This is a genomic window from Bacteroides sp. 51 (assembly GCF_010500965.1).
Classification (GTDB): Bacteria; Bacteroidota; Bacteroidia; order Bacteroidales; family Bacteroidaceae; genus Bacteroides.
In genome coordinates this window covers 99,297-112,928 of sequence record NZ_QVMI01000017.1, presented here as the reverse complement: position 1 = coordinate 112,928, position 13,632 = coordinate 99,297, and the positions used below count along the sequence as shown (strand labels likewise).

The following is a 13,632-nucleotide window of genomic DNA, read 5'->3' as shown; positions in this document are numbered from 1 at the left end:
GACAAAAATACATTTTTTATTTGAGATGCGGCACCTCGCCGTCTTTAATCTCTAAATATATAACTTTTTGATAGGAAAAGCTTTATTTTCCTAGAAGTTTTAACAAAGGTAGAGATACACTAACACCAACGGCATCAAATTTCGTGCGTTCAAAACCCACAAAAACACCAACGCGCAGCAAGTCCGAACGGCCGATAGAATACCCGGCTTCCCAATAAACGGGCCTCTTATAGACGGCAAGCGAACGTAAATGTAATGCTTCATCATAGCGTTTCTTTTTCAGAAAAGGCAGGTGTTTCAGGAGCAAATAGGGCGTATACCAGGAAACGTTTGCCTGCGCCCAACGAGTGTTGGTGGAATAAGCGTAATTATCCAATAAAGCAAACCCTTGGTTAAGAGAATGATCGGTCACCGGAATACGGGTGGTGGCAAAGTGCTTATAATCCGGAAACTGTATATCTTCTGCATCCCAGAAAGCGCCCCCATTCACAAACCAGTGAATACGATTGAATAGTCCGAATTCAAACTCCTGTTCTACAGACAGTTCTGTACGATAAAAAGAGGGGGACAATGTCTCATCTCCTCCATGCGAAAATGCTTTCTCATATTTTGCCGTAAATGTGGGGTATTCGCTAGGCCGGTAATATTTACGCCCCTGAAACATCCGGAAATAACGGGCCGGAGTATATTGCAGGGAAACAGATGCCTTCATCAGTTCGTTACGCTGCATTGGAGAATAGTCCGGATGGCGAGGCAGATTGGGTTTAGCATGTTTCTTGAATAAATCTTTCTCTACCGAATTCTCCAACGCTTCTCTCCTTTGCCAGGTAAACCCGGTAGATAGTAATAAACTATTGGCCAGTTCTATCTCATTATCCAGAGAGAGAAAACGTTTATCGTAGAATTTCATATCGTTACGGGCAAAGAGCAAGGAAGACATGGCATTGATCATCCTGCTTTCACCACTCTCACCATTGAAATCAGCCGACAAAGCGCCTCCACTCAGAGAAAGTTTGCCCAATCGGCGAGGGGCATAGTCTAAGACCAACAGACCGCTGCCCAGCCATGTGTTGCGGGCGGTGGTATAATAAGCCTCCGGAGTAAAGTTTAGCTTGGTTTGTGCATTCAGTTTGACTCCGGCAGTTAGTTTAGTACCAATCCAAAGCCCATCTACAAAATTGTACTCCGGCACATAGGTGCTATAGCTGCCTAAAGTAATCCAGGATTTTTCATTCTTAGATTTAAATGTTTTACCAAACAAGAGGGTTTGCAGAATCACATCAGATACCTTTTCTTTGTTAATATTTCCCCTACCTAAAGAATCATTTAAGGGTTTCAGCGTTTCTTTATAGGCATAACTTTGTACCTCTTCCGGTTTTAAAGGCACACTGCGGACAGCTGCCCAGTAAACTGAATCGCGCTTATCGGCCAGTGAATCTTTCTTTACGTCATATTCCCATGACCTGCGCTCGTACTTGTTCTTGAAATGGGTGGTATCGGCTTCTGCCACTGCTTTATCGACCAACTTAGATAGTTTATATGCATCGCGGGTGGTGAGTTCTTCTTTCTTACTCAACTGCTCTATCTGTTGTTGAAGTTTCTGTTGTTTTTTTGTCAGCGAAGAATGGTTATCCGAAGCCACTTTATCCAGATCTTGTGTATCTTTACCGGGAACAAAAATAGTAGCATCGATATTCAGATCAGTGTAATGGATGGCCGAAAGGTAAGAAGCTTCTGCTTTTATGCCCATTACATTTATATCTGCCTTCAGGGTTGTAGAGGTATTCAGAAAAACAGATGATCTGACTTCCTTACATGTTACCTTTACGGATGCATCAAACCCCGAATAGCTTGCCTTAAGATCAACGGCCGATAAGCACCACAGATTCTCGACGATATAAAGATAACCCGAAACCAGTTCCGGATTACCTTTTTTAGGAATCACCCGTATCTTATTTATTAAATGTTCGCCTTCCGTATAGAATCCTTCGAGTTTATACTGATAATACGAAAATGCGCTTGGTCCTATAGGAGACGTTTTTCCGAAAATGGTGGGTTGATAAAGATTGATATTAACCGTCTCCAGGCTCACTTGTAGTTCGTCCGGAAAAGAGTTTGTATATGCTTTCACTTCGTTATTCCACGTATTGGGAGCTGTAAAGGTTACGCGTCGCTGCTCTTCCAACACAAAAAGACGGCCAACATACTTCTTTGCATCTTCCCTCACACTCTTAGAGATTTTAAGGAGGGCTGGAATTTTGTTTATTTTGCCCGTACCTTTCAAGTAAGTACCTGCGGTATAGCTTTTTACAAACGAACGGTAATAAGGTGCATAAGCAATGACCTGCCGCATTACGCCATAGGCGGGGTCCTCACTATTTTTCGTGATACTGACTTCCCGCAATTGATATATCCGCTCGTTCAGGATAATATTCTGCTCAATGTCTTTATTATGTACCTCAATCGTAAGGATTTGGCGGATATATCCAAGAGACGAAACTTCACAGGTATATTTACCGGGTTTCAGAACTGTATGGAAGTAACCGTTGTCGTCGGTTGTTAAACCGGCACTTATTTCGTGGATATAGAGTGTAGCAAAAGGTATAGGCTCTCCGTTATCAGTCACCACCTTTCCTTTAAATACCTGCGAAAAGGCAGGTAAAGAGAAAAGGCTGAGCAAAAGGAATAGAATCTTTAGTTTCATCATTATCTTTCAGATATAATTACGCTTATTAGACGACTAAAGTAAGCAAAAATTGCAGAGCTAAGAACTAAATATTATTTTTGATCTCAAATAAAGAAAAAGAATATGAAGAATAATGACTGGAAAAGCCGACTGAATGTCGTTTACTCTACCAATCCCGATTATAATTACGAGGAAGAGAATTCTGAAGAACTAGAAACCCTGGCACCTTCCAAGCAAAATCTGCGTGTAAAACTGGACCGCAAAAACCGAGGGGGAAAGGTTGTCACTCTGATCACAGGATTTATCGGCACAGAAGATGATCTTAAAGACTTGGGCAAATTATTGAAAACAAAATGTGGCGTAGGGGGCGCAGTCAAAGATGGAGAAATCATCATTCAGGGCGACTTTAAACAAAGGATACTGGAACTCCTACAGAAAGAAGGTTATACCAAAACAAAACCAGCAGGGTGAGGTTTAAATCATAGGTTAATGATATTCATTCTATCGCAACGGCATTAAACTCAGATTTTAGTGTATAACGGTATGGAAATGAAGTAAAACTGTGTAGAAACCCTCATAACTAACATCTGTTAAATAAGGGATTTACCCAATCCCTGTTAAACCAAATAAATTAATTCATTAGAAATTAACGTGAGTTCTATATAAGAGATAAAGTAAAAAAATGTATCTGTAAGGCTGAAAGCCTGTAATATTTAGTCCTTATGTTTGTAAAGTGTCGCTGTCGAAGATAGCATAAGCAAAGAGTTTTGTATATTTAGAATGTCAATATTACAAATAAAAAAACTCAAAGCCTATGCTATTACAAAGAAACTCATTAAATTTCGATGGTGAAAACATTTATGTAGGAATAGATGTGCACAAAAAAAGTTGGTCTATATCCATCATGACGGATACCTTGGTTTTGAAAGGCTATAATGGTCCTGCGGATCCTGTGCAGTTAGTTTCCCATTTGCGTGATCATTATCCTGGTGGTAGTTATCATTCGGTCTATGAAGCCGGTTTTTGTGGTCTTTGGATTCATAACCGGTTAACCGAATTAGGTGTAAAAAACATTGTAGTGAATCCTTCTGATGTGCCCTGTAATGGCAAAGAGCGTGAACGTAAGACAGACGCAGTTGATGCCTCCAAGTTGGCTCGTTCCTTACGTGCTGGCGAGCTATCGGGTATTTACATCCATCAACAGGAGACCCTTCATGACCGTTCGCTTATGCGTTTACGTAGCTCATGGGTTACAGATATGACCCGTCTGAAGAACCGGATCAAAGGAATGCTCCACTATTACGGTATTGTTATTCCTGCGGAACTGGAAAGAAGTAGTAATTGGTCGAGAGCTTTTATGACCTGGCTTAAAAACACAGTTCTTCCTTCAGGTGAGATTTCAAAGCCGGCCTTTGAGCTTCTATTGGAAGAATATGAAAGAAAGAGGGGTCAACAATTGGTGATATTACGAAAGATCCGTGAGTTATCCCGCACAGCGGCTTATCATGAGGATATGAAATACCTGCGAAGTGTTTGCGGTATAGGTTTGCTAAGTGGTATGCATCTGCTGGTTAACATTGAGAATATCCATCGTTTTGAAAACCGGGATAAGTTTGCCTCTTTCATGGGATTTGTTCCTACGTCTCATTCAACAGGAGAAAAACAGATCAATGGGAGGATTACCAAGAGGGCTCCCAAAGAATTACGAGGCATCCTGACTGAATGCGCCTGGATAGCTATGCGTAACGACCCGGCCTTAGCTTTAAAATACGGGCAGCTTCGTAAAAGAATGGATGAGAACAAAGCTATTATTCGTATAGCCAGAAAATTATGTAATCGAATATATTATGTACTAAAAAATAAAACTGAATATGTAAGTGGAGTGGTACAATAAAAAGAATATACCCGTAAAGCAATTAACTATTAAAGAGTGAGCATTTCCCCAGGACTGCCGAAAATCGGCATTATCGTCGAGTAAACCAAGGGAATTTCACCCTTAGCTTCTCACGGAACCGTACGTGATAGTCTCCCATCATACGGCTCTTCGTAAAAGAACACCAGGTTCCCCTTCTGCTTCCTGATTGCCATAGAAACAGTAAAACCATACTGCCAGTGTACGAACAGATTAGGAAAATGTTCGGTAATCCAACACAAACGACGCTTGCAACGAAAGTAACTGGTGAACTTATGCTTCTTTTGCAAGAACCGGATCAACCGGTGGTTTAATGCCTGAAACACCCGGTTCATAGCTTTCAGACGATGCCTACCGTAGTAGTGTATCCATCCAAGGAGTTTCGGGCGCAACAGGGTAGCAACTTGTTTTAAACTAAGTTCAGTATGCTGCGTTATTTCCAAACTCTTAAGATACTGCAGAATACGGCTTTGGCTCTTGATGCTGATAGCAGGACCGAAGCCCCAGAACAGCTCACCGTTGCCTTTAGCGCACTTGCGAGGTTTGAACGTATAACCCAGAAAGTCGAATGAGCAGGGAACGTCCTTGGATTCTTTATGGAAACGGGCATGACGATCACAATATACGATTTTGGTCTTATCCTCATTCAACGACAGATGGTGCTGCTTGAATCGATTCCTGACTGCGTTAAGTATAAAGTAGGACTGCTCTAAACTGCGGGTGTGAATGACAATGTCATCACAATACCGCTCGAAAACCATAATAGAATGGAACTCCTGCATCCATTTGTCGAATACTTCATGTAGAAACAAATTAGATAGTAACGGACTGATAACGCCACCCTGAGGAGTGCCTTTCTCGCGTTTTACCAACTTATTGCAGGAACGTTTGAGTAGGGGCGCCTGTAACCAACGGGAACAATACAAGAGGATATGTTTCTTGTCGGTATACTTCCCAAGGATGCTCATCATTACCTCGTGGTCGATGTTATCAAAGAAACCTTTGATATCCAAATCAACAACGTACCATCTCTCCCAACTGTATTTAGCGCATTGATTGAGTGCATCAAAAGCACTTCTGCACGGACGATATCCAAAAGAACTGGGATGGAATAAAGGTTCCACAATTTCTTCCAGCTCCCGACGGATAACCTCCTGCGCAACACGGTCGCAAAGCGTGGGGATACCAAGCATACGGCGCGTGCCGTCAGACTTGGGAATACCCACCTCTAGGACCGCAGAGGGCATATAACTGCCACTGGCAAGCCGATTCCACAAAGGGTAAAGGTATTTGCGGGGATTAGCGTTGATCATATCAGCGCTAACCCTATCCACGCCACCATTGCCGCGACTGCCTCGACGAACATGTTTCCACGCTCCCCAGACAGCCTCTTTGCTAATCGGCTGTGTTCTTGTCTTAGTGTCAAAAATCATCCTTACTTCTTTTTGAGTTTCAGTTGTTATACAATAATAAGACCATTACGTGAAGCCCTTTGCTCCGGCTAACTTTCGAAAGCCATCAACACTACTACGGCTTCATCCGCCACAGATAAGTACATCTCTACTTTCGACCTCGCAGTGTTTGCCCGCTTGTGTCTTTTCGATTAACATTACTTACCTGCTTCCCTACTTCCGTATCTAAACCTAAGTATAGGTCCTGCCACCTTTACACCGTACACGATGCAAGCAGTATATACAGGTGTCACTCTTGCACTTGTCCCTACAGCGACTAAAAACCGTAGGTTTTCGTGGTAAACGTTTGTTCTTTCGATACTTCATCAGTGGTTCATTCACATTCAGCTCCTATACTCACACCTGAAAGTCTATGACAACTCCCTTTTCTCCAACCGTTCAACACCCATACCGTGAAGGCAGAGCACCGTGGAGCGGTTTGGCAGGTGTACCTGAAAACTCCCTGCCGATGGATCAATTCTTAGCTAAACTTCCATACCGGTATTCTAATGCCGGCCAAGACAGCTTAGCTAAGACCATCATTTTAGATACAGCTTGCGTAGGCACAATTAGTCTGTGACGCTCTTGTATGCCGTAAACTGAAAAAAGGATATGCGAGATAGTTCGCTGATAGAAGGTTGTTTTACGGGTTCTGAAAGTAGAGGCTAACTAAACGATGGGTTTTCTTAGCCATAAGGCAATGCCTGTAATGAGGAAAGGACAGCCCAATAAATGAACTGTCCAATTATAAACATTACAGTGTAATGCAGGGTGTTTATTGCTGGCAAGTTGCTCCCCAGCAGAGCTTGCGTCCTCTTCAACACCTTGATTACAAAGATAATACAATATATAAAAGAACTTAAAATAAACTCTTTGTATTTGGTTTACAACATAGAAGCCTGGGGTCCGGGAGCGGAGCGACCGCAGCCCCAGGGTGGCAACGTGCCGCAGCGAGGAGTGCTGAAAGCACGATATATAAAGATATTTGTCTTGTATACCGCTCTTTCAGAGCTCTTTGCCCGCGGTGGCTCACCGCCCTAGGGCTGCGTTCACTCCGCTCACTGACCCTAGGCTAAATCTAACAGGCTTTCAGCCTTACAGATAGATTAGATGGGTGATTTTTATATTGAATTTACGTTATTAGAAATACTCAAAACCCTACAATAATAACCTAAAAAGCCGTGCAGTCATTGACCACACGGCTTTTTAAGTTATTATTGTACTAATCAGATTAGTCAGCGTTCAAAGTGAAACGTTTGAAATCTGTTACAGTTAAACCTTTGCTTACACCATCAAGGTATTGAGCGATAGTTTGCTTAGGATCTTTTACGAATTCTTGTTCCAACAAACAAACTTCTTTGTAGAACTTACCGATACGACCTTCTGCGATCTTTTCAAGCATATTCTCTGGTTTGCCTTCTTCACGTGCTTTTTCTGCAGCAACTGTCTTTTCTTTTGCAATCACATCAGCAGGAACGCTTGCTCTGTCGATAGCGATAGGATTCATTGCAGCAACCTGCATAGCTACGTCACGAGCAACCTGAGTATCAATACCAGCTTGGCTAAGAGCAACGATAGTAGCCAGTTTATTTCCCGGGTGGATATAAGCCACTGTAGTAGCGCCTTTTACGAATCCGTAACCATCCAATTCTGTTTTCTCACCAGTGATACCGCTACGGTCAACAACTGCATCAGCAACAGTTCCTTTACCCATAGGAAAAGCGTTTACTGCATCCATATCAGCCGATTGGTTAGCGATAGCCATATCAAGGATTTCTTGTGTCAAAGCAACGAAGTCTGCGTTTTTAGCAACGAAGTCAGTTTCGCATTTCAAAGCGATAACCGCTGCAAATTCGCCTTCGCTCTTTGCCAACACACAACCTTCTGCAGCATCACGATCAGAACGTTTTGCAGCAACAGCTTGTCCTTTTTTACGAATAATTTCTACTGCTTTATCGAAATCGCCTTCTGCTTCAGTCAAAGCGTTTTTGCAGTCCATCATACCCGCACCTGTCATTTTACGCAAGTGGGTGATTTCAGCCATAGTAACAGCCATAGTATTTTTCCTTTCTTATTATTGAATTATAGATTATTCTAAATCAAAAATTGAGAATTGAATATTGTAAATTGAGAATCATATAGAAGCTCCTAAAACCGGATACTTCAATTCTCAATTCTCAATTTTCAATTCTCAATTATATATTAAGCCTCTTCGTCTTCTTTCACGAAAGCAGCAGCTTTAGCAGCGTTCAATGCTTCCTCGTCAGACTTATCGAGTCTTGCTTTGGTTGATTTTCTTTTGCCTTTAGTAGCAGGAGCTTCACCTGCAGCTTCCATATCAATCTTTTCAGCTTTTCTTTCTTCAAGACCTTCTGAGATGGCATCGCAACAAGCACCAAGGATTACCTCGATTGATTTTGTAGCGTCGTCATTTGCAGGAATTATGAAGTCGATGTTTGAAGGATCTGAGTTCGTATCAACGATACCGAATACAGGAATACCCAAACGGTTAGCTTCGCGAACAGCGATGTGTTCTTTCATTACGTCAATAACGAAAAGAGCAGAAGGCAAACGGGTAAGGTCTGCAATTGATCCTAAGTTCTTTTCCAGTTTAGCACGCTGACGTGAAATCTGAAGAACTTCTCTCTTAGAAAGATTTGAATATGTACCGTCGTTAGTCAATTTGTCGATAGTAGCCATTTTCTTCACTGCCTTACGAATAGTAGGGAAGTTAGTTAGCATACCACCTGGCCAGCGTTCGATAACATAAGGCATATTTACAGCCGCAGCTTTATCAGCTACAACTTGCTTAGCTTGTTTTTTAGTAGCAACAAAAAGTACTTTTTTGCCCGATTTAGCGATTTGTTTCAAAGCATCAGCTGCTTCGTCAACTTTAGCTACAGTTTTGTGGAGGTCAATGATATGAATACCATTGCGTTCCATGAAGATATAAGGAGCCATTGCAGGGTTCCACTTTCTTTTAAGGTGTCCGAAGTGTGAACCGGCTTCCAGTAATGTATCAAAATTAGTTCTTGACATTGTTTTTTCTTTTAATAATTTGTTTACTTTCTTTTTTGTTTTTCTAAACCAACTGCCGAGTAGCCATTGTAGGGTCTCAGTAGTTTAGATACTAAACGAGGTTATTTACGATTGGACGATTTACTATTAGACGATTTATAAGTGTTATAATTGAAACTTCAATCGTAAATCGTAAATATCTAAATCGTAAATGAGATCAGCGTTTACTGAACTGGAATCTCTTACGAGCTTTTGGCTGACCTGGTTTTTTACGTTCCACAGCACGTGGGTCGCGGGTCATGAAGCCTTCTGCACGAAGAGCTGATTTATCTTCCGGATTGATTTTCACCAATGCACGGGCGATAGCTAAGCGTAAAGCTTGTGACTGACCAGTGAAACCACCACCACACAAGTTTACTTTAATATCATATTTCTCAGCAGCACCAATCTTGTTCAATGGTTGTTTCACAACATATTGAAGGATAGAAGAAGGGAAATACTGAGTAAGATCTCTCTTATTGATAGTAATTTTTCCGGTACCTTCGCTAACATATATGCGAGCGATCGCGCTTTTACGTCTACCTAATGCGTTTACTACTTCCATTATCTCTTATTTAAGTAAGTTTAAATCAATTGTTTTAGGGTTCTGCGCAGCATGTTTGTGTTCGCCTCCAGCGTATACGTACATGTTTCCAAGCAATTTAGCACCTAATTTGTTCTTAGGAAGCATACCCTTTACTACTTTTCTCAGCAATTTATCATCGCCGTTAGGTCTTGACTGCAAACGAGCAGGAGTCATTTCTCTCTGACCACCTGGGTAACCTGTATATGACAAGTATACTCTGTCATTCCATTTGTTTCCAGTTAATTTAACTTTGTCTGCGTTGATGATGATCACATTGTCACCGCAGTCTACGTGAGGAGTAAAGTTTGGTTTGTACTTTCCTCTCAATAATTTCGCAACTTTTGTACCGAGACGGCCTAATACCTGATCGGTAGCATCAACAACAACCCATTCTTTAGTTGCTGTTTCTTTGTTTGCAGAAATGGTCTTGTAACTTAAAGTATCCACTCTAAAATTTTTTTTAATTGTTACTACTAAATTCTTCACCACTCTTTAGTTTCCCCCGGACAAAGGGACGCTAAATCGCTATGAATTAATCTTTTATCAATTTTTGATAATAATCGGCTTGCAAAGGTAGTGCTTTTCTTGCAAACCGCAAACATTTTCCTTTTCTTTTTGGCGGTGATGTCCACCACCAGGCATCACTATAAAAGCTATAATCCTGCAGTGGATTATAAATTTGCCGCGGATTTCGCGGATTACACGGATTAAAATACCACGGATAATATTAAATTAAATCCGCGCTCTTAAATCCGTGAAATCCGCGAAATCCGCGGCTTAATAAATATTATTCCTTATATATTAGAACTCTGCATTATTCGGCGTACGTGGGAAAGGTATTACGTCACGAATATTTGTCATTCCGGTTACGAACAACAATAAGCGTTCAAATCCCAGACCAAACCCTGAGTGTGGCGCTGTTCCGAAACGACGGGTATCCAGATACCACCAGATATCTTTGGTTGGCACATTCATTTCCTGAGCGCGACGGTTCAGCTTTTCGTAATCTTCTTCACGCTGAGAGCCACCGATGATTTCTCCGATTTTCGGGAAAAGCACATCCATTGCCCGAACCGTTTTTCCATCTTCATTCTGCTTCATATAGAATGATTTGATTTCTTTCGGATAATCAGTCAGGATAACAGGACACTTAAAGTGGTTTTCAACCAGATAGCGTTCATGTTCCGATGCCAGGTCGGCTCCCCAGAAAATAGGGAATTCAAACTTATGACCATTTGCCACAGCCTTTTCGAGGATTTCGACTCCTTCGGTGTAAGCCAAGCGGATAAATTTGTTATCTAAGATGAATTTCAGGCGTTCAACCAGGTCGTCAACTTCTTCGTTCTTGTACAGGTGCTTTCTTGCTCCGTTCAGGAACTGGATATCGTCCATACAGTTATCTAAAGCCCATTGCAGACAATATTTAATAAAGTCTTCGGCCAGATCCATGTTTTCTTCTATTTCATTGAAGGCAACCTCCGGTTCGATCATCCAGAACTCAGCCAAGTGCCGGGGAGTATTGGAGTTTTCGGCACGGAAAGTAGGACCAAAAGTATAGATTGCTCCTAAAGCCATAGCCGCCAACTCGCCTTCAAGCTGACCGGATACAGTCAGGCTGGTTTGCCTGCCAAAGAAATCTTCTTTATAGTCAATAGCTCCCAGCTCGTCTTTCTTTGTATCGTAAAGGTTCAGGGTAGTCACCTGGAACATTTGTCCGGCACCTTCGCAGTCTGAACCTGTGATGAGCGGAGTATGAAAATAAAAGAATCCTCTTTCGTGGAAGAAGCGATGGATAGCCATTGCCATGTGGTGACGAATACGGAATACAGCACCAAACGTATTGGTACGCGGACGCAGATGAGCCACCTCACGTAGGAATTCCAGAGAATGCCCTTTCTTCTGCAAAGGATAGGTATTATCGCATGCTCCGAGCACTTCAATTTCCAACGCCTGGACTTCTGCACTCTGACCCGAGCCAACGGATTCAATCAACGTACCGTTTACACTAATACAAGCACCGGTAGTGATCAGTTTCAGCATTTCCTCATCGAAGTTCTCCAAGTCAACAACAACCTGTATATTATTTATTGTAGAACCATCATTAAGTGCGATGAAATTCACTTGTTTACTACCTCTACGGGTGCGTACCCAGCCTTTCACATTTACTTTCATGCCAAACTCCTCATATGCGAGCAAGTCTGCGATCTTTGTTCTACTAATCTTTTCCATAATGCTTTGTTTATTGACTAATTAAAGATTTACGATTTACGATTGAAGTTACTATGTAATATCAATCATAAATCGTAAAGCCTATGAATCGTGAATGTTGTTAATATTTAGACTTACATTGTTACTCCAATCGTAAATTGTTTAATTGTAAATTAACTAAATGACCCCATTCGCAAGAAGTTCACTTCTCTTTCGGTCAGATAGCGCCAGTCGCCACGTCTCAGACCTTTCTTGGTAAGCCCTGCAAAATAAACGCGGTCTAGTTTAATCACTCTATGGCCTACGGCTTCGAAGATACGGCGTACTACACGATTTTGCCCTGAGTGTATTTCAATACCGATTGAATTACGCTTCATATCATCTGTGTAGCTGATGGCATCTACCTGAATCACCTCGTCATCTAATGTAACGCCTGCTGCAATTTGATCCATTTCAGCTCTGGTTACATTCTTATCCGTTGTTACATGATAGATTTTTTTCTTCAGGAACTTCGGATGAGTCAGCTTAGACGCCAGATCTCCATCGTTAGTAAGCAAAAGAACTCCTGTTGTGTTACGGTCAAGACGTCCTACGGGATAGATACGCTCGCTACAAGCACCCTTCACCAAGTCCATTACGGTCTTGCGGTCTTGCGGATCGTCCGAAGTGGTTACACAATCTTTAGGTTTGTTCAATAATATATATGTTTTCCGTTCAATGCTAACAGCTTCATCATGAAACTTCACCACATCGCTACGCTTGATTTTTGTACCCAATTCGGTTACAACTTCATCATTTACGCGCACTACTCCGGCTGTGATAAATTCATCGGCCTCGCGACGTGAGCAAACACCGGCATTGGCAAGGAATTTATTCAAGCGGATTGGTTCGTCCGGATCAACGAATTGTTCTTTATATTCAATTTGTTTCTTAACGGAATATTTAGCATTCGGATCATAATCATTTGAACGAGGACGGAAGCCACCCTGGGGTCTATCATTCTGGAATCTAGGGCGGTATGGACGATCTCCTCCACCTCTATTATTATTATATCCGCCACCGTATCCTCCACCCGAAGGGCGGTTATTATTGTAGCGTGGTCTGTCTCCACCGTCATTATTTCTCCATGTTGGTCTGTCCTGGTTATATGGACGACGTTCGCCATACGAGTTGCTACCATACGAGCGTTGTCCGCCATCTTCGCGATTAAAGCGTGGACGTTCGCCTCCGTCTTCACGGTTGAAGCGTGGACGTTCACCACCTTCGCGATTGAAGCGTGGACGTTGTTCGCCATCTTCACGGTTGAAACGAGGACGTTCACCGCCGTCGTTCGGATTAAAACGTGGACGATATGGGCGATCACCACCACCTTCGCGATTGTAAGGCGTACGGTTTTCATCACGGTTATAAGGACGTTGCGGACGGTCTGAGCTGTAGCCCCCACGGTCATTATTACCATATCTGTTGTAGGCAGGTCGTTGCGGACGATCACCGTATGAACGGTTCTGGTATCCTCCTTCGCGATTGTAGCCACCCTCTCTGTTGTAAGAAGGCCGATTGTCATCCCGACGGTTGTATCCGTCTCGGTTGTAGGTTCTGTTACCATCACGGCTGGCGTCTCTATTTTCTTCTGTAGAGTTGTTGTCACGCCAAGTTTCATTTTCTTCTGTACTCATAACTTTTTATTCGAATAAAATTATAAATATGGCCTCACGGCCGTTTACAAATACCT

The 13,632-nt window shown here is 42.2% G+C and carries 11 protein-coding genes; 3 read left to right on the top strand and 8 right to left on the bottom strand.

Annotated elements, in window-relative coordinates; genetic code table 11:
• Window positions 1–82: 82 nt before the first annotated feature.
• A complete protein-coding gene (locus D0T87_RS13825; RefSeq protein ID WP_370526847.1) occupies window positions 83–2,707 on the bottom strand; it encodes a DUF5686 and carboxypeptidase regulatory-like domain-containing protein in 2,625 nt (874 codons plus the stop codon).
• A 102-nt stretch (window positions 2,708–2,809) separates the two neighbouring features.
• Between D0T87_RS13825 and D0T87_RS13820 the strand changes: the two genes are divergently transcribed.
• Complete coding sequence (locus D0T87_RS13820; RefSeq protein WP_163175723.1) at window positions 2,810–3,157, top strand: translation initiation factor; 348 nt, start codon at window positions 2,810–2,812, stop codon at window positions 3,155–3,157.
• Between the two features lie 343 nt (window positions 3,158–3,500).
• Complete coding sequence (locus D0T87_RS13815; RefSeq protein WP_163175722.1) at window positions 3,501–4,580, top strand: IS110 family transposase; 1,080 nt, start codon at window positions 3,501–3,503, stop codon at window positions 4,578–4,580.
• A 110-nt stretch (window positions 4,581–4,690) separates the two neighbouring features.
• Here the strand turns inward: D0T87_RS13815 and ltrA are convergent, their stop codons facing one another.
• Window positions 4,691–6,031: a group II intron reverse transcriptase/maturase gene (gene ltrA, locus D0T87_RS13810; RefSeq protein ID WP_163175721.1), complete on the bottom strand. Its 1,341-nt coding sequence runs from the start codon at window positions 6,029–6,031 to the stop codon at window positions 4,691–4,693.
• A 391-nt stretch (window positions 6,032–6,422) separates the two neighbouring features.
• On the opposite strand from ltrA, the gene D0T87_RS13805 reads away from it, so the two are divergent.
• Window positions 6,423–6,629: a hypothetical protein gene (locus D0T87_RS13805; RefSeq protein WP_163175720.1), complete on the top strand. Its 207-nt coding sequence runs from the start codon at window positions 6,423–6,425 to the stop codon at window positions 6,627–6,629.
• A gap of 651 nt (window positions 6,630–7,280) precedes the next feature.
• Here the strand turns inward: D0T87_RS13805 and tsf are convergent.
• The 6 genes from tsf to D0T87_RS13775 form a co-directional block, all read right to left on the bottom strand.
• Window positions 7,281–8,105 carry a translation elongation factor Ts gene (tsf, locus tag D0T87_RS13800; RefSeq protein WP_163175719.1) on the bottom strand — a complete coding sequence of 275 codons (825 nt, stop codon included), beginning with the start codon at window positions 8,103–8,105 and terminating at the stop codon, window positions 7,281–7,283.
• 146 nt (window positions 8,106–8,251) lie between these two features.
• Entirely contained in the window at window positions 8,252–9,088 is an 837-nt protein-coding gene (gene rpsB / locus D0T87_RS13795) for a 30S ribosomal protein S2 (protein ID WP_163175718.1), read from the bottom strand.
• 196 nt (window positions 9,089–9,284) lie between these two features.
• On the bottom strand, window positions 9,285–9,671 hold the full coding sequence (gene rpsI / locus D0T87_RS13790; protein ID WP_163175717.1) for a 30S ribosomal protein S9: 387 nt from the start codon (window positions 9,669–9,671) through the stop codon (window positions 9,285–9,287).
• Between the two features lie 6 nt (window positions 9,672–9,677).
• Window positions 9,678–10,139 carry a 50S ribosomal protein L13 gene (gene rplM / locus D0T87_RS13785; RefSeq protein WP_163175716.1) on the bottom strand — a complete coding sequence of 154 codons (462 nt, stop codon included), beginning with the start codon at window positions 10,137–10,139 and terminating at the stop codon, window positions 9,678–9,680.
• A gap of 354 nt (window positions 10,140–10,493) precedes the next feature.
• On the bottom strand, window positions 10,494–11,921 hold the full coding sequence (gene asnS / locus D0T87_RS13780; RefSeq protein ID WP_163175715.1) for an asparagine--tRNA ligase: 1,428 nt from the start codon (window positions 11,919–11,921) through the stop codon (window positions 10,494–10,496).
• Between the two features lie 152 nt (window positions 11,922–12,073).
• Window positions 12,074–13,576: a pseudouridine synthase gene (locus D0T87_RS13775; protein WP_163175714.1), complete on the bottom strand. Its 1,503-nt coding sequence runs from the start codon at window positions 13,574–13,576 to the stop codon at window positions 12,074–12,076.
• Window positions 13,577–13,632: the final 56 nt, after the last annotated feature.

Excerpts from the sequence above, each read along its gene's own strand:
- D0T87_RS13825 (WP_370526847.1), bottom strand. The coding sequence starts at position 2,707 with ATGATGAAACTAAAGATTCTATTCCTTTTGCTCAGCCTTTTCTCTTTA.
- D0T87_RS13820 (WP_163175723.1), top strand. The coding sequence starts at position 2,810 with ATGAAGAATAATGACTGGAAAAGCCGACTGAATGTCGTTTACTCTACC.
- D0T87_RS13815 (WP_163175722.1), top strand. The coding sequence starts at position 3,501 with ATGCTATTACAAAGAAACTCATTAAATTTCGATGGTGAAAACATTTAT.
- ltrA (WP_163175721.1), bottom strand. The coding sequence starts at position 6,031 with ATGATTTTTGACACTAAGACAAGAACACAGCCGATTAGCAAAGAGGCT.
- D0T87_RS13805 (WP_163175720.1), top strand. The coding sequence starts at position 6,423 with ATGACAACTCCCTTTTCTCCAACCGTTCAACACCCATACCGTGAAGGC.
- tsf (WP_163175719.1), bottom strand. The coding sequence starts at position 8,105 with ATGGCTGTTACTATGGCTGAAATCACCCACTTGCGTAAAATGACAGGT.
- rpsB (WP_163175718.1), bottom strand. The coding sequence starts at position 9,088 with ATGTCAAGAACTAATTTTGATACATTACTGGAAGCCGGTTCACACTTC.
- rpsI (WP_163175717.1), bottom strand. The coding sequence starts at position 9,671 with ATGGAAGTAGTAAACGCATTAGGTAGACGTAAAAGCGCGATCGCTCGC.
- asnS (WP_163175715.1), bottom strand. The coding sequence starts at position 11,921 with ATGGAAAAGATTAGTAGAACAAAGATCGCAGACTTGCTCGCATATGAG.
- D0T87_RS13775 (WP_163175714.1), bottom strand. The coding sequence starts at position 13,576 with ATGAGTACAGAAGAAAATGAAACTTGGCGTGACAACAACTCTACAGAA.